The 22,731-nt window shown below is 62.2% G+C and carries 18 protein-coding genes; 10 read left to right on the top strand and 8 right to left on the bottom strand.

Features of this window, described 5'->3' with window-relative positions; genetic code table 11:
* Positions 1-399: 399 nt before the first annotated feature.
* A complete protein-coding gene (locus EQV90_RS06565; protein ID WP_003447785.1) occupies positions 400-1,740 on the top strand; it encodes an MFS transporter in 1,341 nt (446 codons plus the stop codon).
* Positions 1,724-2,653 (top strand): 2-hydroxyacid dehydrogenase, encoded by a 930-nt coding sequence (locus EQV90_RS06560; RefSeq protein ID WP_240877911.1) that lies wholly within the window; start codon positions 1,724-1,726, stop codon positions 2,651-2,653. Before EQV90_RS06565 ends, EQV90_RS06560 begins: the two co-directional genes overlap by 17 nt.
* On the opposite strand, the gene EQV90_RS06555 is transcribed toward EQV90_RS06560, so the two are convergent.
* Positions 2,629-3,996: an MFS transporter gene (locus EQV90_RS06555; protein WP_240877910.1), complete on the bottom strand. Its 1,368-nt coding sequence runs from the start codon at positions 3,994-3,996 to the stop codon at positions 2,629-2,631. The two genes, EQV90_RS06560 and EQV90_RS06555, sit on opposite strands and share 25 nt — an antisense overlap.
* A gap of 106 nt (positions 3,997-4,102) precedes the next feature.
* Entirely contained in the window at positions 4,103-4,816 is a 714-nt protein-coding gene (locus EQV90_RS06550; RefSeq protein WP_003447781.1) for a murein L,D-transpeptidase catalytic domain family protein, read from the bottom strand.
* 144 nt (positions 4,817-4,960) lie between these two features.
* On the opposite strand from EQV90_RS06550, the gene EQV90_RS06545 reads away from it, so the two are divergent.
* Both EQV90_RS06545 and EQV90_RS06540 read left to right on the top strand, forming a co-directional pair.
* Positions 4,961-6,520 (top strand): L,D-transpeptidase family protein, encoded by a 1,560-nt coding sequence (locus EQV90_RS06545; RefSeq protein ID WP_003447779.1) that lies wholly within the window; start codon positions 4,961-4,963, stop codon positions 6,518-6,520.
* A 38-nt stretch (positions 6,521-6,558) separates the two neighbouring features.
* A complete protein-coding gene (locus EQV90_RS06540; RefSeq protein ID WP_240877909.1) occupies positions 6,559-7,635 on the top strand; it encodes a nitronate monooxygenase in 1,077 nt (358 codons plus the stop codon).
* Here the strand turns inward: EQV90_RS06540 and EQV90_RS06535 are convergent.
* From EQV90_RS06535 to EQV90_RS06510, 6 genes are all read right to left on the bottom strand, one after another.
* Positions 7,608-8,921: an MFS transporter gene (locus EQV90_RS06535; RefSeq protein WP_003447769.1), complete on the bottom strand. Its 1,314-nt coding sequence runs from the start codon at positions 8,919-8,921 to the stop codon at positions 7,608-7,610. The genes EQV90_RS06540 and EQV90_RS06535 overlap by 28 nt on opposite strands.
* A gap of 76 nt (positions 8,922-8,997) precedes the next feature.
* A complete protein-coding gene (gene dmpG / locus EQV90_RS06530; RefSeq protein ID WP_003447759.1) occupies positions 8,998-10,020 on the bottom strand; it encodes a 4-hydroxy-2-oxovalerate aldolase in 1,023 nt (340 codons plus the stop codon).
* Positions 10,021-10,030: 10 nt separating this feature from the next.
* Positions 10,031-10,960: an acetaldehyde dehydrogenase (acetylating) gene (locus tag EQV90_RS06525; protein ID WP_003447757.1), complete on the bottom strand. Its 930-nt coding sequence runs from the start codon at positions 10,958-10,960 to the stop codon at positions 10,031-10,033.
* Between the two features lie 21 nt (positions 10,961-10,981).
* Positions 10,982-11,773, bottom strand: coding sequence for a fumarylacetoacetate hydrolase family protein (locus EQV90_RS06520; protein ID WP_003447755.1), 792 nt, complete (start codon positions 11,771-11,773; stop codon positions 10,982-10,984).
* A 140-nt stretch (positions 11,774-11,913) separates the two neighbouring features.
* Complete coding sequence (locus tag EQV90_RS06515) at positions 11,914-12,687, bottom strand: glucose 1-dehydrogenase (protein WP_240877908.1); 774 nt, start codon at positions 12,685-12,687, stop codon at positions 11,914-11,916.
* A 13-nt stretch (positions 12,688-12,700) separates the two neighbouring features.
* Positions 12,701-13,681, bottom strand: coding sequence for a flavin reductase family protein (locus EQV90_RS06510; RefSeq protein WP_003447751.1), 981 nt, complete (start codon positions 13,679-13,681; stop codon positions 12,701-12,703).
* Positions 13,682-13,853: 172 nt separating this feature from the next.
* On the opposite strand from EQV90_RS06510, the gene EQV90_RS06505 reads away from it, so the two are divergent.
* From EQV90_RS06505 to EQV90_RS06480, 6 genes are all read left to right on the top strand, one after another.
* A complete protein-coding gene (locus EQV90_RS06505; protein ID WP_240877907.1) occupies positions 13,854-15,290 on the top strand; it encodes a coniferyl aldehyde dehydrogenase in 1,437 nt (478 codons plus the stop codon).
* Between the two features lie 156 nt (positions 15,291-15,446).
* Positions 15,447-17,021, top strand: a complete 1,575-nt coding sequence (locus EQV90_RS06500; protein ID WP_240877906.1) for an amidase — start codon at positions 15,447-15,449, stop codon at positions 17,019-17,021.
* Positions 17,022-17,265: 244 nt separating this feature from the next.
* The gene (locus EQV90_RS06495; RefSeq protein WP_003447746.1) at positions 17,266-18,453 is read left to right on the top strand and encodes an acyl-CoA dehydrogenase family protein; all 1,188 of its coding nucleotides are present in this window, start codon (positions 17,266-17,268) and stop codon (positions 18,451-18,453) included.
* A gap of 42 nt (positions 18,454-18,495) precedes the next feature.
* Positions 18,496-20,244 (top strand): FAD-binding protein, encoded by a 1,749-nt coding sequence (locus tag EQV90_RS06490; protein ID WP_240877905.1) that lies wholly within the window; start codon positions 18,496-18,498, stop codon positions 20,242-20,244.
* Positions 20,241-21,986, top strand: a complete 1,746-nt coding sequence (locus EQV90_RS06485) for an FAD-binding protein (RefSeq protein ID WP_240877904.1) — start codon at positions 20,241-20,243, stop codon at positions 21,984-21,986. The genes EQV90_RS06490 and EQV90_RS06485 overlap by 4 nt, the downstream gene beginning before the upstream one ends.
* Positions 21,970-22,731 (top strand): SDR family oxidoreductase, encoded by a 762-nt coding sequence (locus EQV90_RS06480; RefSeq protein ID WP_003447740.1) that lies wholly within the window; start codon positions 21,970-21,972, stop codon positions 22,729-22,731. Before EQV90_RS06485 ends, EQV90_RS06480 begins: the two co-directional genes overlap by 17 nt.

The raw sequence follows: 22,731 nt of genomic DNA, 5'->3' as shown, positions 1-22,731 counted from the left end.
TCCCCCGCATCGCTGGCAAGCCAGGCTCCTACAGATTTGTTGTGATCTGAAAAGTTGCCATTCCCCCTGTGGGAGCTGGCTTGCCAGCGATTGAACACAGGCACCCGGTCCCCCGCATCGCTGGCAAGCCAGGCTCCTACAGATTTGCTGTGATCTGAAAAGTTGCCATTCCCCTGTGGGAGCTGGCTTGCCAGCGATGGCCTTTGGCCACCACCCCCGAGCCGCGGCACCGGCAAGCAAATGTCGGCAGAGGGTCGAACTGGGCAATGATTTATCCCATATAAAGGGACGCACAATCATATATTGAACTGTTGTCGCGACTGGTTTATCGTCTGGCCATAACCAAGGGATCAGGCGGCTGTCGGGTTCCTAAAATAAATACAACAAGAGGTTTTCCCCATGACAGGTCCTTCGCTGGACAGTTGTCTGCATGCCAGCACCATGAAGAAGCTCAACCTGAAGCTGATTCCCTTCCTGATGTTGTTGTACATGGTGGCTTACATTGATAAGTCGAACATTTCGGTGGCGGCGTTAACCATGAACGCCGACCTCGGGCTCAGCGCGCGCATGTACGGCATCGGCGTGGGTCTGTTCTTCCTCACCTACATTCTGTTCGAGGTGCCCAGCAGCATCATCCTGACCCGGGTCGGTGCTCGGCGCTGGATTGCGCGGATCATGATCACCTGGGGCATCATCGCCGCCGGCATGAGCCTGATCCAGAGCGCCAACCAGCTCTACGTGATGCGCCTGTTGCTGGGTGCCGCCGAAGCCGGTTTCACCCCCGGCATCATCTACTACCTGTCCCAGTGGTATCCGCGCAGTGACCGCGCCCGGGCCATGTCATGGTTCTACATCGGCGCGGCCCTGGCGTCGGTGATCGGCTTGCCGCTGTCGGGTGCCTTCCTGCACCTGGACGGTCTGCTGGGCATCAACGGCTGGCGCTGGCTGTTCTTTCTCCAGGGCATTCCTGCAGTGGCGCTGGGCATCGTGGTCCTGCGCTACATGCCAGATTCTCCCGCCACTACCAACTGGCTGGACAGTGCGCAAAAAGCCTGGCTCAGCCGCACCATCGAGGCCGAACAGGCGACCACGGTCATCTCGCACAAGGATGCCTGGCATGTGGCATTTCGCAGTCGCCAGGTGTGGTTGCTGAGTCTGTTCTGGTTGCTACAGGCTTTCGGCACTATCGGGGTGACGCTGTTTTTGCCGCTGATCGTGCAGTCGGTATCAAAGCAAGGTTCGTTTGTGGTCAGCCTGCTGTCGGCGATGCCGTTTTTCCTGGCCTGTGTATTCATGTACGCCAACGGCCGCCATTCCGACCGCACCGGTGAGCGGGGCTGGCACCTGGGCGGGCCACTGTTGCTGGCCGGGGGCATGCTGGGGTTGGCGGTGTTTACCGGCAATCAGTGGCTGGCCTACGTGATGCTGGTGGTGGCGGTCGGCCTGAACTGGGCGGCGACCCCGGTGTTCTGGGCCACGACTACCGAGTACCTGTCCGGGCCAGCGGCCGCTGTTTCGATTGCCTTGATCAACTCCATTGCCAACATCGCCGGGCTTGGTCTGCCACCGGTCATGGGCTGGATCAAGGACACCACCCTCAGCTATGACTACGCCTTGTTGATGGTCGCCGTCGCCTTGCTGGCCGGTGGCGTGCTGGGGCTGTACCTGGGGGGGCAACGCAAGCGCCAGGTCGTACGTGATGCTATACGGGAGGGCCGCGAAAATGTTCACAGTGCTTAAAGTGGCGCGTCTGCCGGACATGCTCAGCGAACGTTTACATGCCCGATATGAGGTGCTGGAATGCAGCGAGAGCGGTGCCGGACTCGATGCACTGAAGGCGCGGGGAATCCGTGCCATGGTCGCCAATGGTGAGTCGCGGGTGGGGGCCGAACTGATCGGGCGCCTGCCTGATCTGCAAGTGATAGTGGTGTTCGGTGTCGGTTACGACGGTATCGATGTCGAGTTCGCCCGGGCCCGGGGCATTGTGGTGACCCACACCCCGGACGTGCTGACCGAGGACGTTGCCGATTTCGCCATCACCTTGATGCTCGGCACCGCCAGGCGCATTGCCAGGGCCGATCAGTTCGTGCGTTCCGGGCAATGGCAGCAAGGTCCGTTCGGCTTTACCCGCAAGGTCAGCGGCGCGCGTCTGGGCATCGTCGGGCTGGGGCGCATCGGCATGGCGATTGCCCGGCGCGCGGCGGCGTTTGACATGCGCATCAGCTACCACGGGCGGCGTCCGCTGGGGGTTGAGTATCCTTACTATTCATCGCTGACCGAGCTGGCTGCAGCTGTGGATTTTCTGGTGATTGCCGTGGGCGGCGGGGAATCGACCCGGCACCTGGTGGATGCCACGGTGCTCGCGGCGCTGGGCAGTGAAGGCATCCTCATCAACGTGGGGCGTGGCAGCGTGGTTGATGAGGCCGCGCTCGCCAGCGCACTGGCAGAGGGTCGTCTTTTGGGGGCCGGGCTGGATGTGTTCGAGGATGAACCACGGCCCCATCCCGGCTTGTTGGGGCTGGACAATGTGCTGTTGGCGCCGCATATGGCCAGTGCCACCTGGGATACCCGCAGGGCGATGTCCGACCTGACCCTGGCCAATCTGGCTGCGCATTTTTCCGGTGCTGACTACCCGTCACCTATCCCGCAGTGAATGGCCATTTTACTGCGCGGATCTGTTGCGCCCGGGGTTCCGGCCCCGGCCTCATGCAGGGAAATCCTTGAGGTCTCCGGCAACGCCAGGCCACCGATCAATGCCAGCAGTGCAACGGCTATCAGGTAGAAGGCTGGCGACAGGTTGCTGCCGGTGGTGCTGATCAGCCATGTCGCCACCAGCGGTGCGGTACCGCCGAAGAGGGTGTAGGCCATGTTGTAGGTAATGGCCGAGGCGGTGTAGCGAGTGCGGGTCGGAAAGGTTTCCGAGAGCAGGGCGGCGGTTACTACCCCGCACAGCACCGCGCCCACCGCCAGCAGCATGACGCCGACGATGGACGCTGCGAAGCCGCCGGAACTGGCCATCAGGAACGATGGATAGACCACGACCATCAGCAGTGCACAGGCCGTCATCACCGTAACCCTGCGCCCGACGCGGTCTGAATACAGTCCTGCCAGCGGGCAGATCGCGGCGGCAAACAGCAAGGCAATCAGCGAAACCAGCAACGCCGTTGCCCGACTCAGGCCCCCGGCTACTTGCAGGTAGGTCGCGAAGTAGGTGGTGAACATATAGAAGGACAACGCCGTCAGCGACACAAAGGCACCCAGGCAGCAGATGGCAGCGCAATGGTTGCGCAGGGTTTCCTTGAGCGGGGAGTGGGCCACCGCATGTTCCTCGGCCACCGCCTGGAATGCCGGGGTTTCATCCAGCTTCAGACGCATGTAAAGCCCCACCAGACCCAGTGGTGCCGCAATCAGGAACGGCAGGCGCCAGCCCCAATCGGCCATGGCCTGTGCCGATAGCGACGCCTCGAGGGCATAGGCCACCACGGCCGCCGCAGCGAAGGCACAGAAGGTCGATACCGGCAGGAAGCTGCCATACCAGGCCCTTTTATCATCAGGAGCGTGTTCCATGAGGTAGGCGCAGGCACCGGCGTATTCACCCCCGGCGCTAAAGCCCTGGGCGCAACGGATCAGGGTCAACAGGATCGGCGCCATTACGCCAATGGCGGCATAGACAGGCAGCACCCCGATCAGTGTGGTGGCACCCGCCATCAACAGAATGGTCATCGCCAGGGTTCTTTTTCGACCGATGCGGTCACCCAGCATGCCGAAGAAAATGCCGCCAAGGGGACGGAACGCAAAGGCTACGGCGAATACGGCGAAGGTCTTGAGCAGCGCGGCACTGGCATCACCGCTGGGGAAAAACTGCTGGGCGATGGTGGTGGCCAGAAAGCCATAAACCGCGAAGTCGAACCATTCGACGAAGTTCCCGATGGCCGCGGCGGCAATGACTTTTCTCAGGGTTTTGGGGCTGACCTGCCCGGTGATGGCACTCGTCATGCTGAACCTCGACATTTCATCAGAATGCTTTCGATTATCGAGGCAGTCAGTGAAAGGGTTCGCTTCAAAAGTGTCATCGGCGTAGTCAGCACCGACGTCCTGCCTCTCAGCCGCCTTTGGTGGAGACGATACTCGCCACCAGGCGGGGCTTGCAGTTCAGATAAGCCGACGATTGCAGCCAATGCTGATCGGGGTACCAGGCAAACATGAACTGACCGTCCTTGAGTTTGTCTACCACCTGGCGCGCCACTTGCGGGCGTACGGCAGGGCAGCCCTGGCTGCGGCCGATGCGGCCCTGGGTCTGGCTCCACAACGGGTTCACATAGCTGGCAGGGTGAATCACGATGGCCCGCTCACGGGCACTGTCATTGATACCCGGCTCCAGGCCGTCCATGCGCAGTGAGTAACCGTTGGCACCCTGGTAGCTTTCCTGGGTGCGGAACAGGCCAAGGCTGGATTGATGGCTGCCTTCGTTATTGGAGAATTGAGTGGCGAAGTTTTCCCCGGATTTTTGCCCGTGGGCTACCAGGTCACGCAGCACCAGGGTCTTCTTGCGCAAGTCGAAGATCCACAGGCGGCGGGCCGTGGAAGGTTGCGAATAGTCGATGACGGCAAGGTTTTGTGCGGGGCTGGCGCCACTGCTGACGGCGCATTGCATGGCACTGAGGGCACTTTTAAGTACCTGGGGATTGAGTTCCGGAGCGGCCTGGGCGAGGCTGTTGTAAAGCCCTGGTGAAGAAGTATTGGCGGCGAACGCTGGGCTGCACAAGGCTCCCAGGGTCGCGGCGACCAGAAAAAGTCGTCGCAAAGAAATCAGCATAGATTAAGAGTTTCCACTGTTGAATTGGCTCCTGACACTCCATCGAGTTAATGGCGATCCTTTATTTACTGCTAGCCTTCAGGGTTGCCGTGACGGCTGTTACGGTGACCGCCAACGTGACGGCCTTGGATTGGAGTAAAGCAGTTGATCAAAAAACAGGCATTTTACTTGAGCATTGCCTTGCTCGCGTCGCCATTGGTCGCATGGGCCGACATGCCCCCCGACCAGCCTGACAACCCCCTGCAGCAGACCCTGCTACAACTGCCCCAGGCCTGTCCGACCCTGGCGTCCGGCCTGACGCCTCAGACCCAGGCACTTTTGCAGGCCTTTTATGAAGGCCAGAACTACCAGCCGGTATGGGCACAAGAAGGGCGTCTGGCCGCTCTGCAGGCCGCCTTGCCACAGCTGGCCGACGACGGGCTCGACCCGCTCAATTACCCCTTGCCCGAGGGCCAGGACCTGTGTGCCGACATCGACACCAGCCGTCAATATCTGCAAGCCCTGCACGATTTGCATTTTGGTCGCCTGACGCAAAGCCGCTTTGAACCGGTCTGGCACGCCAACGCTGTAGAGGTAGATCCCCAGGCCGAACTGCTGGCAATCGCCGGGCCCGGGGTGCAGAACGTGGCAGCTGCTTTTGCACAGGCCCGTCCCGCCCTTGAGCAATATCAAGACTTGCGCCGGGTCTATGCCCGGGAGCGTCAGCAACCGCTGCCCCAGTGGCAGCCGATCGCGGATGGCCCCTTGCTGCGCCCCGGCATGCAGGATGCGCGGGTACCGGCACTGGCCAGGCGTCTGGCCAGCGAGGGTTACCTGAGCGGCGAGCCGCAGATCGTCAACAACACCTACTCCAATGAGCTGGCCTCGGCGGTCAAGAGCTTCCAGCTCGATCACTCGCTACAGGCCGATGGCGTTGTCGGGCCGGGCACCGTGAAAGAGTTGAACGTCAGTCCGGCAACCCGCCGTGAGCAACTGCGGATCAATCTGGAGCGTTTTCGCTGGATGGCCCGGGACTTCGAACCCACCAGCCTGCTGGTCAATGTTCCGGCTGCACAGTTGACCGTGTTCCAGAACGGCCAGCCGGTATGGCAGACCCGCACCCAGGTCGGGCGGGCCGACCGGCAGACGCCGTTGCTCAAGTCCCGGGTGACGCGCCTGACCCTGAACCCGACCTGGACCATCCCGCCGACCATCTTCAAGGAAGACAAACTGCCGCAGATTCGCCGCGATCCGTCTTTCCTCAGCAAGCATGACCTGCAGGTACTCGACAGCAGCGGGCAGCCGCTGGCGGTACAGAGCATCGACTGGGACCGTCCGGGCAACATCCTGCTGCGTCAGGGTGCCGGGCCGCGCAACCCGCTGGGGCGTATCGTCATCCGTTTCCCCAACCCGTTCGCCGTGTACCTGCACGACACCCCCAGCCAGGCCCTGTTCAGTAAAGGCCCCCGTGCCTTCAGTTCAGGCTGCGTGCGGGTCGAGTCGGTGTTCCAGTTGCGCGACCTGCTGGTGACCCCGGCGGAGAAAGCCCGCACCGAGGAATTGCTGGCCACCGGGCGCACCACCGAGTTCAGGCTGTCCAACCCGGTGCCTATCCTCATGACGTACTGGACCGCCCATGCCGACAAGAACGGCAAGGTGGTGTACTCACCGGACATTTATAATCGTGACCCGGCATTGATATCGGCCCTGGCCGCCAAGCGCTGATGTCCGTTTCAACCTTGAACTGATCTGCGAGACCTGCAATGACTCAATCCCGTTTTACCGACCTGGTGGGCATTGCCCATCCGATCATCCAGGCTCCGATGCTGGGGGCGGGGGCAGCAATGATGATTGGCGTGGCCAGGGCCGGAGGGCTGGGCTCCCTGGCCTGTGCCACCCTGACCCTGGAGGGGGTACGCGCCGAAGTGGCGGCCTTTCGTGAAGCCTGCGATCAACCGTTCAATCTGAACTTCTTCTGCCATCAGGCCCCGGAACCCGACGAGGCCCGGGCCCGGCAGTGGAAGTCGTTGTTCAAGGATTATTACCGCGAACTGGGAGTGGACTATGACGCGCCGACCCCGGTGTCGAGCCGTGCGCCTTTTGATGAGGCCGCCTGCGCCCTGGTTGAAGAGCTGCGTGCACCGGTGGTCAGCTTTCACTTCGGCCTGCCGGCCCCGCACCTGTTGGCCCGGGTCAAAGCCTGCGGGGCGAAGATTTTAAGTTCCGCCACCACCGTTGAAGAAGCGCAGTGGCTGGAGCGCAACGGCTGTGACGCGATCATTGCCATGGGCTACGAAGCCGGTGGCCACCGCGCGATGTTTTTGAGCAATGAGCTGGCGACCCAGATCGGTACCTTTGCCCTGGTGCCGCAAATTGTCGATGCGGTATCCGTGCCGGTGATTGCCGCAGGTGGCGTGGCCGATGCCCGGGGTATCGCCGCGGCTTTTGCTCTGGGTGCCTGTGCCGTGCAAATCGGCACGGCCTACCTGTTCTGCCAGCAGGCCAAACTTGCCGAGCCCCATTACCGCGCCTTGCGCGAAGCCGCCCCCGGCAGCACCGCCCTGACCAACCTGTTCACCGGTCGACCGGCCCGCGGCATCCTCAATCGGGTGATGCGAGAGCTGGGGCCGATGAACTCCCAGGCCCCGGAGTTCCCGTTGGCGGGCGGCGTACTGCTACCGCTCAAGGCCAAAACCGAGCCTGCCGGTTCCGGGGATTTCATCAACCTGTGGGCGGGTCAGGCCTTCGCACTGAGTCCGGGACGCAGCGCCCAATTGTCGTCCGAGGAACTGACCCGCAAGTTGGTCGCTGACTACGCCGCGCGTTCCACATGCAAATAGCGGGTCTGCGCGGCGTGGGTGGATGTGCGAATTAAAAGTATGACCGCACCGACCACCGGCAGGCTCACCAGCAGCAAGCCGTAGCGCAACGATTCAATGCCAAAACGTGGCAGCAGGGCATCGCTGAACAAACCGGCGAGCAAAGGCCCGACCCCGACCCCCAGCAGTGTCGAAATAATGGTTTGCAAGGCCATCGCCGTGCCCCGGCGATTGGCCGGCACCAGTTGCGTGACCAGGTTGTAGGACGGCGCCACCCACCACACCACAAAAAAACTGTACAGCGCGCACCACAGCATGGCGCTGGGGATCGGCACGCCTGCAACCTGGGTCCAGACCGTGTCGGGCCACAACAAATAGGCGAACAGTGCGCTGATCGCGGCCACGTGCCCGATCACCGGAATACCCACTTGCCAGTGCGGATTGCGCGGCGTCAGGTGGTCGCTCAACCAGCCGCTGAACAACGCCCCGATACCGGCAAAGCCGCCACAAATAAACCCGGCCAGGAGTCCGGCGTGCTGCAACGACAAGCCATGGGAGCGCACCAGAAAACTGGTGTTCCACATGCCGATGGCATAGGAGCTGAGGGTGGTCAGGCCCCCGGCCATGATCAGGCAGCGGTAAGCGGGCAGGGCCCAGAGTGCGCGGGCTTCGCGGCTCAGGCTTTGCAGGGGATGCGCGGCATGGGCGCTGGCCAGATCCCAACGGCCACGGGCCGGGTCCTTGACCACGAAGGCCAGCACCAGGGAAAACAGCAGCGCCGGCATGCCAATTACGATAAACGCCATGCGCCAGCCATACTGCTCGACCACCCAGGCGCCGAGGCTCAAGCCGATCACCGCCGAGAAGGTCGGTGCAGCGGTGAAACAACTGATGGCAAACGAACGGCGCTGGGGCGGGTACAAATCGGCAATGATCGACATCGACGCCGAGGTGGTGGGCGACTCGCTCACCGCAACCGCCATGCGCGCCAGGGCCAGCATCCAGAAACTCACGGCCAGGCCGCAGACCATGGTCGCCACGGCCCACAGCAGGCACGCCATGGCCAGCAGGCGGGTGCGCGACATGCGATCGGCCAGACGCCCGGCAGGCAAGCCGAGCAGGGCGTAGACCCCGGCAAATGCCAGCCCGGAAATCAGCCCCATGGCCGTGTCACTGACGCCGAATTCGAGCTTGATCGGTTCAATCATGACCGCCAGGATCTGCCGGCCGACAAAGTTGTCGGCAAACACCGCAGCCAGCAACAACAGCAAAGCATGGCTGCGCCAGCCGACGTTAGGGTTGGACATAATCGGTTTTCCTGTCAGATAAAAACGCCAAAGGCGCTGACCCACATTGCGTCAGCGCCTTTGCCAAACCCCTGCCTCAGCCCCGGCGGCGAGCCAGGGTCATGGCGGTATCTTCGATCATGTCTTCCTGGCCGCCGACCATGCCGCGTCGGCCCATCTCCACCAGAATTTCCCGTGCCGGTACGCCGTACTTCTTCTCGGCGCGCTTGGCGAACAGCAGGAACGAGCCATACACACCGGCATAGCCCATGGTCAGGGCGTCGCGATCGCTGCGGATCGGGAAGTCCATGATCGGCACGACCAGGTCTTCAGCCACGTCCTGGATGCCAAACACGCTGACTCCGGTTTCAATGCCCATGCGGTCACAGACCGCCACCAGGATTTCCATCGGCGTATTGCCCGCGCCGGCGCCCAGACCTGCGGCGGCCGCATCGATCCGGGTAGCCCCGGCTTCGATTGCAGCGATGGAGTTGGAGACCCCCATCGACAGGTTGTGATGGCCGTGAAAACCGATCTCGGTGTCCGGGTGCAGCGCGGCCCGCATGGCCGCTACCCGGGCCTTGATGTCATGGGGCAGCATGTAGCCTGCGGAGTCGGTGAGGTAGATGCAGTTGGCCCCGAAGCTCTCCATCAGCTTGCCTTGCTTGACCAGCCCTTCGGGGCTGTTCATGTGCGCCATCATCAGAAAGCCCACGGTGTCCATGCCCAGCTTGCGGGCATAGGAAATGTGCTGTTCGGAGACGTCTGCCTCGGTGCAATGGGTGGCGACCCGGATCGTGTTGACCCCCAGTTCGTAGGCCATTTGCAGGTGATCCACGGTTCCGATACCCGGCAACAGCAAGGCTGAAACCTTGGCCTGCTTCATCATCGGGATTACCGCCGACAGGTATTGCTCGTCGGTGTGCGCCGGAAAACCGTAGTTCACCGAACTGCCGCCCAGGCCATCGCCGTGGGTCACCTCGATCAAAGGCACACCGGCAGCATCCAGGCCGCAGGCGATGTCTTTCATTTGTTGCAGGGAGATCTGGTGACGCTTGGGGTGCATGCCGTCGCGCAGGCACATGTCATGCACGGTGATTTTTTTGCCGCGAAGATCCATGGATAGCTCCTTAAGCGAGGGCAGGTTGAGGGGCGGTGGCCTTGAGTTGCAGCTCGCCGTTGAGCATTTGCTCGGCAAACATCTCGGCCGTACGCGCCGCCGCAGCGGTCATGATGTCGAGGTTGCCGGCGTACTTGGGCAGGTAGTCACCGAGGCCTTCGACCTCCATGAAGATCGAGACCCGATTGCCGTCAAATACCGGGCCGTTCACCAGTTTGTAGCCCGGTACGTACTTCTGTACCTGCTGGATCATGTCGGTAATTGCCAGGGTAATCGCCGTCTTGTCCGGCGCGGTTTCGGTCAGGCAATGCACGGTGTCGCGCATGATCAGCGGTGGCTCGGCAGGGTTGACGATAATGATCGCCTTGCCTTTTTTCGCGCCGCCGACCTGCTCGATGGCACTGGCGGTGGTGCGGGTGAATTCGTCGATGTTCTTGCGCGTGCCCGGGCCGACCGATTTGGACGCCGCCGTGGCCACGATCTCGGCATACGCCACGGGCTGCACGCTGGATACTGCAGCCACCAGCGGAATCGTCGCCTGGCCGCCGCAAGTGACCATATTGACGTTCATCACGCCGCGTTTGAGGTTGGCTTGCAGATTGACCGGTGGCACGCAATACGGGCCGATGGCCGCAGGTGTCAGGTCGATCATCAGCACCCCCAGCTCATTGAGCTTGCGGCTGTTTTCGGCATGCACGTAAGCGGAAGTGGCATCGAAGGCAATCTGGATATTGTCCGCCAGGACGTGGGGCAACAGGCCGTCGACGCCGTCACTGGTGGTCTTGAGACCTAACTCGCGAGCGCGGGTCAGGCCTTCGGAGGTGGCATCGATACCGACCATCCACACAGGTTCCAGCACCTCGCTGCGCAGCAGTTTGTACAGCAGGTCGGTGCCAATGTTGCCCGGCCCGATCAGGGCACACTTGATTTTATTGCTCATGGTAAGCCTCTCGAACTGGGTTTAAGACACAAAGCGCAGGCGTGCAGAACCCAGGCCGCTGAGGGTCAGGCTGACCTCGTCGCCGGGCAGCACCGGTACCAGCGGCGCCAGGGCCCCGGACAGAATGATTTCGCCTTTGCGAAACGGAATATCGAATTTGCCCAGGGTGTTGGCCAGCCAGGCCACTGCCGCGCAGGGGTGACCCTGCACCGCCGAACCGAAGCCGTTGCCGGCCGGCTGGCCGTTTTTCAGCAGGTGCAGTTCGACCTTGGCCAGGTCCAGATCACGGGGATCGATTCGCTGCTCGCCCAGGGCAAACACGCCACATGAGGCGTTGTCGGCCACGGTGTCCTGAATGCGGATTTTCCAGTCGGCGATGCGCGAATCGACAATCTCGAAACACGGCACCACCCATTGGCTGGCCGCCATCACGTCCTCGGCGGTAATGCCGGGCCCGTGCAGATCCTCGCCGAGAATAAAGGCGATTTCACCTTCGGCCCGGGGCTGCACCAGCAGATTGGCGCTGAAGCTGACATCGCTGTTATCGGCGACCTGCATACGGTTGGTCAAAAAGCCGAAGTCGGGCTGATGCACATCGAGCATGTCCTGCACGGCACGGCTGGTGACCCCGATCTTCTTGCCGATCACCTGTTCACCGAGGGCTTCGCGCCGTTGCAGGAAGCGCAATGAAATCTGATAGGCCGTTTCCAGCGTCAGGTCCGGGTAACGCTGGGTCAGCGGCTGCAGGCTGCGGCGTTCGAGCAGCGCGTGAAACAGTTCATCGCCCAGGGCTTCAATCAACTTCGGGTCCATAAACACTCTCTCTAAAATCCGGAATATATGAGTCGCTGTGGGGGCTGGCTTGCCAGCGATGGATTGCGCGCGCTCTGACTGCAAAACCCAATCGTGTGCAGCGCTGGCAAGCCAGCTCCTACAGGTTCATGGGTACAGCGTCAGCCCGGCCAGACGCTGGACTCGGCACCGCCGTCCACTTCCAGAATCTTGCCGGTCACCCAGCGCGACGCCGGGGTGGCCAGGTACAGTGCGGCGGCACCAATATCTTCCACCTCGCCCAGACTTTGCAGCGGCGTGGCCTTGATCATGACGTCGCGCATGGCCACCGGCAGGACGCGGTTCAGGGCGTCGGTCAGGATCGGTCCGGGGGCAATCCCGTTGACCCGCACCAGCGGCGCGAAATCCTGGGCCAGTAGACGGGTCATGTGGCTCAGAGCGGCTTTGGCCGTGCCGTAGGCGCTGAACTGGGTTTGCGCGTAGCGCGCCGCCCCCGAGGTGATATTGATAATGTTGCCCGCGCCTGCAGCGCGCATATGGGGCACGCAGAGCTGGCACAGGTGATAAGCCGAGGACACGTTAAAGCGCATGATCTCTTCAAAACGCTCGACGCTCAGGGTCAGCGGATCGTTCGGACCGGCGCCGCCAGCGTTATTCACCAGGTGGGTGATGCTGCCCATGTGTTCACGCGCCTGGCTCACCAGGGCGCTGCGCTGCTCGCTGTCATTCACGTCACAGCTCAGGGCCAGGGCCCGGCGTCCTAAAAGGCGGACCTCTTGGGCAACCGCTTCAACGTCGCCCAGGGTGCGTGCCGCCAGCACCACATCGGCGCCGGCTTCGGCGTAGGCCAGGGCAATGGCCCGGCCAATGCCGCGGCCGCCGCCGGTAATCACCGCCACACTGCCGGTCAGGTCAAATCGCGAAATAATGCTCATACATAATCCTTTATTAACGGGGAGCCCACAGGTCAGGCAGTCCCGGGTCGCTGACACTGATCAGTCGCTTGAGCAGCACCTTGAGCGCCTGGGCATCGCCGGGGCCTAGTTTGGCCGAGACGTTCTCCTCAACCGCCTTGGCCAGAGCCAGCTGTTGCAAAGAGGCTTCACGGCCGGTGGCGGTCAGGACGTAGCGCGGTTCATGGTTGCTGCCCTCCAGTGCCACCAGATTCTGTTTTTCCAGGAAGCGCATGCTGGCCAGCGTGACCACGTGCCCGGTGTAGCTGACGAAGGTGTTGATCTCGTTCAGGGTCAGGTTGTCGCGAATGCACAGCACGGAAAGGATGAAAAACGCATGTTCGTCCAGTTGCTGGTTGCTCAACAGGCGATGCAGGGCGTCCAGCAGTTGGTAGTGGGCGCGGCCCAGCAAATACCCCAGCAAATCCTCGGTGTAGCTGCATTCCGGAGGTGGCGGGGTGGTTGCCAGGCGCAGCTCGCTACGGGGCTTGCGGGTTGCCAGTGCGTACTGGCCGCTCTGGAACGCCAGCGGCGCGCGGTCGCTGTGATCAAAGGCGAGCACCTCACCGACAAAAATCACATGGTCGCCGCCTTCATATTGAAAGGCTGTACGGCACTGAAAGCGAGCAGTGCAATCCTGTAACAGCGGGGCTTCGCTGATACCGCTGTCGAGTTCGATTTCGGCGAACTTGTTTTCGCCCTGCATGGCAAAGCGCCCGGACAGAGGTTCCTGTTCGGTCGACAGCACGTGCACGTTCCAGTGTTTGCCCGAGCTGAATACCGGCAGGCTGCGGGCGGACTTGGCCAGGCTCCACAGCACCAGCGGCGGATTGAGCGACACCGAGTTGAAGCTGTTGGCGGTGATCCCGATAGGTGATCCGTCTTCAGCCTGGGTGGTGATGATGGTCACCCCGGTGGTGAAGGTACCGAGTGCGGTACGGAATGCCTGGGGATCGAAACTGCTTTGCATTGCCATGACGAACCTCATGGATTGAATTTTCGTGCTTGCAGTATTCCCCTCGCAGTGGGGCCCTACATCGTCTTAATGGACTAACGAATACAGCCGATTATCGTCCGATCGGACGAGGCGTGGAGGGTCGTAATTGTCTAGCGTCGGCGCATTAAAACGATGCCAAGAGGACTGATCCATGACATGCAGCAGTACGGCCCCAGAACAGCTGTCCAGCCTGTTGGCAGCGCAAAAAAAAGCCTTTATCGAGGCCGGTCCGGTCAGCGTTGAACAGCGTCAGCAACGGATCCAGCGGGTGATAGAGCTGCTGGTGCGTTATCAGCAGCCGTTGGTTGAAGCCATGGATGCGGACTTTGGTGGCCGACCCCAGGGTTTTTCGTTGATGAATGATGTGCTGGGTTCACTGGCATCGCTCAAATATGCCCGCGACCATGTTGCGCACTGGGTGCAGGACGAGCCGCGCGAGGTATTTGCCCCCTATGACCAGTTGGGCGCCAAGGCCTGGGTGATGCATCAGCCCAAGGGCTCGATCGGGATCATGGGCACCTGGAACGCGCCGCTGTTCACCTTGCTCAGTCCGCTGGCCTGCGTGCTGGCCGCGGGTAACCGGGCCATTCTCAAACCCTCGGAAGTGGTACCGCGCACAGCCGAGGTGCTGGCCCGGGCCTTCGGTGAATTGTTCGATACGCTGGAAGTCGCGGTGGTGCTCGGTGATGCAGACCTGGCCCAGGCGTTTACTTCGCAGCCGTTTGACCATCTGGTATTTACCGGCAGCACTGCCGTGGCGCGCTCGGTGATGCGCAATGCGGCCGAAAATCTGGTGCCGCTGACCCTTGAACTCGGGGGCAAATCGCCGGTGATCATTTCCCGCAGCGCCGATCTGGCCAAGGCTGCATTCAGCATTGCCGTGGCCAAAGCCAACAACGGCGGGCAGATTTGTATCAATCCGGACGTGGTGTACGTGCCCCGAGAGCAATTGGGGGACTTTATCGGCGCCCTTGGTGCGGCTTACAACGAGCTGTTGCCGACCGTGGCCGACAATCCGGATGTGGTGGCCGTGGTCAATGCCCGGCACTTGCAGCGCATAGAAAGCTACGTGCAGGACGCCCGACAGCGGGGCGCCCGGGTGGAGAGCTTCCCGCGGGAGCTGGAGGCTGATCCCAAGGCGCGGCGTCGCCCCCTGCAAGTGGTGATCGATCCGCCCCGTGACAGCCTGATCATGCAGGAAGAAATCTTTGGGCCGGCGCTGGTGGTGCTGCCCTACGATGAGATCGACCGGGCGCTGGCGGACATCAATTCACGGGATCGACCGTTGGCCCTGTATTACTTTGGCCAGAGCGAAGAAGAGCGGCGTCATGTACTGCAGCGCACTATCTCGGGCGGCGTGACCATCAACGACGTGATGATGCACGCGGCCATGCACGACGCGCCGTTTGGTGGCATTGGTGCCTCCGGCATGGGGCATTACCACGGCCGTGAAGGCTTCCTCGAGTTCAGCCACATGCGCACCGTTTTCAAGGCTGCGGCCCATGATCCGCGCCGCGAGTGGGGCATGTTGCCGCCCTATGGCGAACACTTCCAGGCGACCATGCAGTCGATGGTCACCCCTGACTGATTCCACCCAGAAATAAATCAACCCTGCAGGAGCGTGCTTGCTCGCGATGCCGGCAACCCGGCGGTTCAGACCGGTCGGGGTGTCGCAATCGCGGGCAATCCAGTGTCGAGCGGTTGCTCCTGCCCATAACAACAAGATGTGATCCGGAGAGATATTTTGCCAATCCCTGCTGCTACCCCAGAAGACACCCAGACCCCGGCCGGCTGGCAACGCCGCCACGTACTCAAGGCCGGTGTCCTGGCCGCAGGCGCCGGTCTGCTCGGCCGCTATGCCGGTGCGGCGGGTTCGAGCGCCGTATCATCCAACGAATATCTGGCGATGGACGCCACCGACATGGCCCGGGCCGTGCAAAAGGGTGAGCTCACTCCCGAGCACCTGCTGGCTGCGGCCATGGCCCGTTGTGATGCGGTCAACCCCAAGGTCAATGCGGTCAACATGCGTCACGACGAGTACGCCCGGGCGCTGCTCCAGACCCGTCGCGCCGCAGGGGCATCTGCCACCGGCGCGCTGGCTGGCGTGCCCATCCTGATCAAGGACCTCAACACCTACCTTGAAGGCACCCGCACCACCAATGGTTGCCGTCTGTTCAAGGATGCACCGCCGGCGCCACAAACCAGCACCCTGATTGCCCGCTATCAGGCGGCTGGCGCTGTACCCTTCGGCAAAACCGCGTGCCCGGAGTTTGGTCTTACCACCACCACCGAATCCCTGCTCTGGGGGCAAACCCGCAACCCGTGGAACCTGGGCAGAAGCGCAGGGGGCTCCTCCGGTGGTGCGGCTTCGGCAGTGGCGGCCGGCATTGTGCCGGTGGCCCATGCCACTGACGGCGGTGGCTCGATCCGTATTCCGGCCTCCTATTGCGGTGTGGTTGGCCTCAAGCCCACCCGTTACCGTACCCCCAGCGGCCCGGGCAAATATGAAGGGTGGTTCGGTGCCAGCGTCGGCAACGTGGTGTCGCGCAATATCCGCGACATGGCATTGTTTATGGATGTCGGCCAGGGTCATGAACCAGGCAGCCCGTACTGGGCAAAGCCGCTGGTACGCCCGTATATCGAAGAGCTGCGCACCGCCCCCGGGCGTTTGCGCATCGGCCTGGTACGGGATTCACTGACCGGTTCGCCACTGGACCCTGCAGTTGCAAAGGTGCTGGACGATACGGCCAGACGCCTGAGCGCGATGGGGCACAACGTTGAAGAGTTGCGTTTGAATATCGACCCGCGCCAGTTGTTCGGAGCCCACGGATCGGTGATCGGCGACGCCTTGCTGACCCTGGTTCACGACCGCGAACAGGCGATGGGCCGGCCGGCCACTGCCGATGACTTTGAACGCATCACCCAGGTGGTACTGGACAATGGCAAGAAAGTCACGGGCGAGGGCCTGTACCGGGCCCGGCAGTCGTTTGAAAGCATTGGTGGCTACATGGAGCAGCAGTTCGACACCTACGACGTGATCCTGTCGCCGGTCACCGCCAACGTCACCCCGGAACTGGGCCTGCTCAGCCTCAACCAGCCCTGGGAAAGCTACGCCCACAACGCCATGGGCAGCGCGGCGTTTACCGTACTGGCCAACGTCAGCGGGCAGCCGGCGATCTCGTTGCCGGTGGGCATGAGCGACAACGGCTTGCCGATCGGCATGATGTTTACCGGGCCATTGGGCGGCGAAGACGTGCTGTTGCGTCTGAGCGCACAAATCGAGCAGGACCGGCCGTGGGCGAAATTGCCCACTGTTTGATAACCCATTGCAGTGTCTGTAGTCGCTGACAAGCAGCGCGAGGCTGCGATCGGTAACCCCGGCTGGCAGGGTCCGCCATCGCTGCGCAATCGATCGCAGCCTCGCGCAGTTCTTCAACCCCTGCGGGGGTTGGTGGCGTAACGCCTAGTCCGCTTTGACGATGATCAGCAGCGCGCCAGGCCGGATTATTCGTCATACAGCGCCCGCGCATTCGCGCAGCGAGAGACTGACGGAGAACAGACGGATGGATCAGATACGAGAGAAAAGTCCGATAGAGCTTGAGCTGCTGGAACGGGCGCGCAATCTGATACCTGCGCTAAAAAGCCGTTCAGCCCAGGCGGACAAGGATTGCAAACTGCCCGACGATACCGTTCGCGACATGCAGGAGGCCGGCTTGTTTCGTGCCCTGCAGCCGAAGATGTGGGGCGGTCATGAAGTGGATCTGCGCACCTTCTTTGAAATTCAGATGATCCTGGCCGAGGGCTGCATGTCCACTGCCTGGGTCTTTGGTGTGGTCGGTGTTCACCCGTGGCAACTGGCGCGTTACCCGGTAGAAGCACAACGCGATGTCTGGGGCGAAGACAGCTCCACGCTGGTGGCTTCGACCTATATGCCTGTGGCCAAAGTGACTCCGGTCAAGGGCGGATACCGGGTCAGCGGGCGCTGGGGTTTCTCCAGTGGCAGCCAGCATGCGCAATGGTGCCTGCTGGGCGGCATCGTGCCGCAAGATGAAACCGGACCGACCGAGCACGGCACCTTCCTGATCCCGGCTTCTGACTATCGGATTGAACAGAACTGGGACGTACTGGGCCTGCGCGGCAGCGGCAGTCACGACATCATCGTTGAAGATGCCTTTGTCCCTGCACACCGGGTGCAACGCACCAACAACTACAGCATCGAAGCCACCCCGGGACGGCTGGTCAACACCAACCCGATGTACTCCATCCCGTTTGCCCAGGTATTTGCCCGCGCGGTATCCACCTCGGCGCTGGGTGCATTGCAAGGGGCGATCAACGAGTTCCGGACCAACGCCGCTGCGCATATCGGCAAGCATGGCGCCAAAACCGCCGAAGACCCGGCAGCCCAGGCGGCAGTCGCCGAGGCCACCATCACCGTTGATTCGCTCAAGCTGGTGCTGATGCGCAATTACGCACACCTCATGGCGCTGGCCGCTGCAGGCGAGTATCCGGACGTTGAAACCCGCCTGTTGTATCGCTACCAGTCATCCCATGTGACCAATGTCTGCGCCGACCGGGTCAGCGACCTGCTGCGTTGCATGGCAGCCTCGGGTTTGTACAACACCAACCCGGTGGCCCGTTATTTCCGCGACCTGCATCAGGCGCGCGGGCATATCGCCAACAACGAGGCGGCCTATCGCCGCAGCTATGGCGTGGTGCAATTGGGTTTACCCAACTCGGACCCTTTTGTTTGATCGAGTAATGACTTTCTGACCTCAGCGGATGGCATAACAATAATGACGGCTCAAGTTCAGTCTCAGTCCAGCTATGACGTAATCGTGGTCGGCTCCGGTGCGGGGGCGATGACCTCGGCCCTGTTTGCTGCCGATCAGGGCCTTTCAGTTCTGATTGTCGAGAAGAGCGACAAATACGGCGGTACTTCGGCAATTTCCGGCGGCGGTATCTGGATTCCGAACAACCATTACTTCGCTGCCATCGGCGGGCGGGACAGCGCTGAGCTGTCAATGCAATACCTCAAGGCCGCTACCGGCGAACACGGCGATCCGGTGCGCCTGCAGGCGTATCTGGATAACGCTGCGCCGATGATCAAAAAGCTCACCGCCAATAGCCGGGTGCGCTATGCCGTGGCCGACAAATATCCGGATTATTACCCGCAACTGCCCGGCGCCTTGCCGGGCGGGCGGACCCTTGACCCCGAGCTGTTCGACACCAGTTTGCTCGAAGAAGAACTGCCCAACCTGCGCAAGCCTTCGCCCTCGACCCTGCTGATGGGGCGTATTGCCTGGACTGCCCGCGATGCGCACAAGGCCATGGCCCGCAGCTTCGGTTGGCAATGGCTGATCTTCAGGCTGATGGCCCGCTACAAGATGGACTTCAAGTGGCGGCGCAAGAGCAAGTACGACCGTCGTGCGGCACTGGGCAGTTCCCTGGTGGCGTCCCTGCGCCGCTCGCTGATGGATCGCAATGTGCCGTTGTGGCTCAACACCGATTTCCAGGACGTGCTGCTGGACGGTGATCGCGTTTGCGGGATCAAGGTGGCCACGGGGGGCAAGATTCTCGAACTCAAGGCCCGGCGCGGGGTGATCTTTGGCTCGGGCGGTTTCGAGCAGAATCAGACCCTGCGGGAAAAATTCCTGCCGCAACCCACCAAGGCCGGCTGGAGTGCCACGCCACCGGGCAACAACACCGGTGCCGCACTGGAAGCGGGGCTCAATATCGGCGCGGCCACGGCGTTGATGGACTGGGCGTGGTGGGCGCCGACCATTGCCGTGCCCGGTGAAGAAAAACCCCGCGGCGTGTTTGCCGAGCGTGCGTTTCCGGGGGCCATTGTGGTCAACAGCCTGGGCCATCGCTTTGTGAACGAAGCTGCGCCGTATCTTGAATTCGTTGATGCCATGTACAAGGACAACCAGAAAACCGGCGGCCGCACGGTGCCGTCATGGGTGATCTTTGATGGCCATTTCCGTTTCCATTACGCCATGGGCCCGCTGATGCCGGCCCAGGTGATGCCAGACAGCCGTCTGCGCAAAGAATGGCTCAATACCCTGTACTGGAAGGCCGACAGCCTTGAGCAACTGGCCTTGCAGATTGGCGTTGATGATGCCGGCTTGACCAGCACCGTAAACAAGGTCAATGAATACGCAAAAACCGGTGTCGACCTTGACTTCGAGCGCGGCGCCAATGTGTTTGACCGTTACTACGGTGACAGCAATATCAAGCCCAATCCGTGCCTGGCGCCGCTGCGCAAAGGTCCGTATTACGCCATGCGCCTGGATGCCGGAGACATTGGCACCAAGGGCGGATTGCTGACCAACCGCTACGCCCAGGTGGTACGTGAAGACGGCCAGCCCATCAGCGGCCTGTATGCCATTGGCAACTGCTCCGCTTCGGTCATGGGTACCAGCTACCCCGGTGCCGGCGGCACCCTTGGCCCGGCCATGACCTTTGGCTATATCGCCGCCAACCATATTGCCAGCAGCAACGTACCGGTGGCGGCGGGCGCCATCGCCGAGGCGCTGTCATGAGCCGGCCCCGTTCCGGCAGCAATACCAAAATCCTGGCCCCGTTACAGGCCGACCGCCTGGATGGCCGGGGCTGGGACTACAGCTGCGATGTCCTGGTTATCGGTTGGGGCGCCGCCGGTGCCTGTGCTGCGCTGGAAGCGCGCAGCCAGGGGGCTGAAGTGATTGTTGCCGACCGTTTTACCGGCGGCGGTGCCAGCGCCAAAAGTGGCGGGGTGGTGTATGCCGGTGGCGGTACCCGCCAACAGCAGGACGCCGGGTTCAGCGATACCCCGCAAGCGATGTTTGACTACCTCAAGCACGAAACCCGGGGCGTGATCAGCGACGACACCCTGCGCAAGTTTTGCGATGACAGTGCCGACAACCTGCGCTGGCTCGAAAGCCATGGCGCACGCTATGCCCACAGCCTGCCTCCGGGTGGCAAAACCTCATATCCGACCGATGGCTATTTTCTGTATTACTCCGGCAACGAACTGGTGCCGTCCCATAGTGGCGAGCATCCCGCGGCACCCCGCGGGCATCGCACCGTTGGCAAGGGGCAATGCGGTGCCGTGCTCTATGGCCATTTGCAAGCCGCCTGCCTGCGCGCCGGGGTACAACCCTTGTTGCAATCGGCGGCGCGCCGCCTGGTGGTGGATGACAACGGGCGCGTGCTGGGTGCCGAGCTTTGGCGTTTGCCCGAGGGCACCCGCGAAGCCCGTGTACATGCGCGTCTGGCAGCCCGCGCCGAGCGCTGGCAAAACTTTGCCCCCGGTTATTGCGATCGCCTGCGGCAAAAGATCAGCCGCCTTGAACGTGACCATGGGCAACCTGTGCTGGTCCGGGCCCGGCGCGGAGTGATTCTGAGCACCGGCGGTTTTATCTTCAATCGCGATTTGATCCGTGAACATGCCCCCAAATTCCGCCGTAATTTCAAGGTCGGTGCCACCGGTTGCGATGGTAGCGGCCTGCGCCTCGGACAGTCAGTGGGGGGCAAAAGCGAACGCCTGAGCCGGGTATCGGCCTGGCGCTTTATCAACCCGCCGTTTTGCTGGCCCAAGGGGATTGTGGTCAACGCCCAGGGGCAGCGTTTCTGCAATGAGGAAGTTTATGGCGCCACCCTGGGCCAGCCGTTGTGCGAAGAGCAGGGCGGTCAGGCATGGCTGGTGCTGGATGCGCGCTTGCGCAAGCAGGCGATCCGCCAGGCCCTGTTCGGTGGTTACTGGTGGTTTCAGAGCCTGCCGGCACTGGCCCTGATGCTGCTGCGCGTGCGCAAGGGCGATAACCCTGACCGGCTGGCCCAGGTCTGCGGCATGCAGTCCGGTGAATTGAGCAGCTCGCTGCGGGGGTATAACGCCGCTGCCCGGGGCGAAGTGGCGGACCCCTTCGGCAAGTCTGAAGGCAGTCGCCAGGTGCTGGATAAAGGCCCCTTCTACGCCTGCAATATCAGCGTCGACAACCCGGTATTTCCGCTGGGGGCCTTGACCCTGGGCGGGCTTAAAGTCGATGAAAACACGGGCGCGGTGCTGGATGACAACAGCCAGCCGATTGCCGGGTTGTACAGCGCCGGGCGTACCGCAATAGGCGTGGCCTCACACCTGTATATCAGTGGCCTGTCCCTTGCCGACTGCGTGTTTTCGGGACGCCGGGCAGGGCGGGCCAGCACCGCTGGCAGTGATCTCGAACGCGATGAACCGGTGGCGGGCCAGCGGGCGTCCACCGGCACTTCTATCCAACAAGGACTGCAGCATGAGCACACGAGTTGAAGGCAAGGTTGCCCTGATCACTGGCGGCGCCAGTGGCGTGGGCAGGGCCAGCGCGCTGCTCCTGGCCCGCGAAGGCGCGCGCGTGGTGATCAGTGATATCGATGTGGCGTCAGGCCTGGCCCTGGCTGAAGAAATCGGCCCCCAGGCGCTGTTCATCGAGCACGATGCGGCCTGTGAAGCGCAGTGGACGCGGGTCATCGAAACCATTGGCCAGCGCCATGGCCAGCTGGACATCCTGTTCAACAATGCCGGAATCCTGCTCAAGGGCGACATTGAAAACACCAGCCTGAGCGACTGGCAGCGGGTGCAGCGGATCAACTCCGACAGCGTATTTCTGGGGTGTCGCGCCGCCATTGGCCTGATGAAACAGGGGGCCGGCGGTTCGATCATCAATATGTCCTCCATCGCCGGTGTGGCCGGGCGTGATGACTACGCCGCCTATAGCGCCTCCAAAGGTGCCGTAGCAGCGCTGTCGCGCACCGTGGCGGTGATGTGCCGGCGTCGCAAATATCGCATCCGCTGCAACTCCCTGCACCCGGACGGCATTCTCACCCCCATGACCACGGCCACCCTGCCGGCGGGCCTGGATCCCTGGAGCCTGACCATCGATGCCGACCCCATGGGACGCATGTGCCTGCCTGAAGATGTCGCTGCCAGTGTGCTGTTTCTTGCCAGCGACGAGTCACGTGCAATCAACGGTATCGAACTGCGGATCGACAGTGGCCAGTTTGTAATGAGTATTTGA

Origin of the sequence: Pseudomonas sp. TMW22089 (assembly GCF_022496645.1) — a bacterium.
In the GTDB taxonomy this organism is placed as follows: domain Bacteria; phylum Pseudomonadota; class Gammaproteobacteria; order Pseudomonadales; family Pseudomonadaceae; genus Aquipseudomonas; species Aquipseudomonas paraversuta.
The sequence above is the reverse complement of the archived record's forward strand: the minus strand, read 5'-3'. Positions and strand labels throughout refer to the sequence as shown.

What these genes read in the sequence shown, in the direction of transcription:
- EQV90_RS06565 (WP_003447785.1), top strand. Translation starts at nt 400, where the DNA reads ATGACAGGTCCTTCGCTGGACAGTTGTCTGCATGCCAGCACCATGAAG.
- EQV90_RS06560 (WP_240877911.1), top strand. Translation starts at nt 1,724, where the DNA reads ATGTTCACAGTGCTTAAAGTGGCGCGTCTGCCGGACATGCTCAGCGAA.
- EQV90_RS06555 (WP_240877910.1), bottom strand. Translation starts at nt 3,996, where the DNA reads ATGACGAGTGCCATCACCGGGCAGGTCAGCCCCAAAACCCTGAGAAAA.
- EQV90_RS06550 (WP_003447781.1), bottom strand. Translation starts at nt 4,816, where the DNA reads ATGCTGATTTCTTTGCGACGACTTTTTCTGGTCGCCGCGACCCTGGGA.
- EQV90_RS06540 (WP_240877909.1), top strand. Translation starts at nt 6,559, where the DNA reads ATGACTCAATCCCGTTTTACCGACCTGGTGGGCATTGCCCATCCGATC.
- EQV90_RS06535 (WP_003447769.1), bottom strand. Translation starts at nt 8,921, where the DNA reads ATGTCCAACCCTAACGTCGGCTGGCGCAGCCATGCTTTGCTGTTGTTG.
- dmpG (WP_003447759.1), bottom strand. Translation starts at nt 10,020, where the DNA reads ATGGATCTTCGCGGCAAAAAAATCACCGTGCATGACATGTGCCTGCGC.
- EQV90_RS06525 (WP_003447757.1), bottom strand. Translation starts at nt 10,960, where the DNA reads ATGAGCAATAAAATCAAGTGTGCCCTGATCGGGCCGGGCAACATTGGC.
- EQV90_RS06520 (WP_003447755.1), bottom strand. Translation starts at nt 11,773, where the DNA reads ATGGACCCGAAGTTGATTGAAGCCCTGGGCGATGAACTGTTTCACGCG.
- EQV90_RS06515 (WP_240877908.1), bottom strand. Translation starts at nt 12,687, where the DNA reads ATGAGCATTATTTCGCGATTTGACCTGACCGGCAGTGTGGCGGTGATT.
- EQV90_RS06510 (WP_003447751.1), bottom strand. Translation starts at nt 13,681, where the DNA reads ATGGCAATGCAAAGCAGTTTCGATCCCCAGGCATTCCGTACCGCACTC.
- EQV90_RS06505 (WP_240877907.1), top strand. Translation starts at nt 13,854, where the DNA reads ATGACATGCAGCAGTACGGCCCCAGAACAGCTGTCCAGCCTGTTGGCA.
- EQV90_RS06495 (WP_003447746.1), top strand. Translation starts at nt 17,266, where the DNA reads ATGGATCAGATACGAGAGAAAAGTCCGATAGAGCTTGAGCTGCTGGAA.
- EQV90_RS06490 (WP_240877905.1), top strand. Translation starts at nt 18,496, where the DNA reads ATGACGGCTCAAGTTCAGTCTCAGTCCAGCTATGACGTAATCGTGGTC.
- EQV90_RS06485 (WP_240877904.1), top strand. Translation starts at nt 20,241, where the DNA reads ATGAGCCGGCCCCGTTCCGGCAGCAATACCAAAATCCTGGCCCCGTTA.
- EQV90_RS06480 (WP_003447740.1), top strand. Translation starts at nt 21,970, where the DNA reads ATGAGCACACGAGTTGAAGGCAAGGTTGCCCTGATCACTGGCGGCGCC.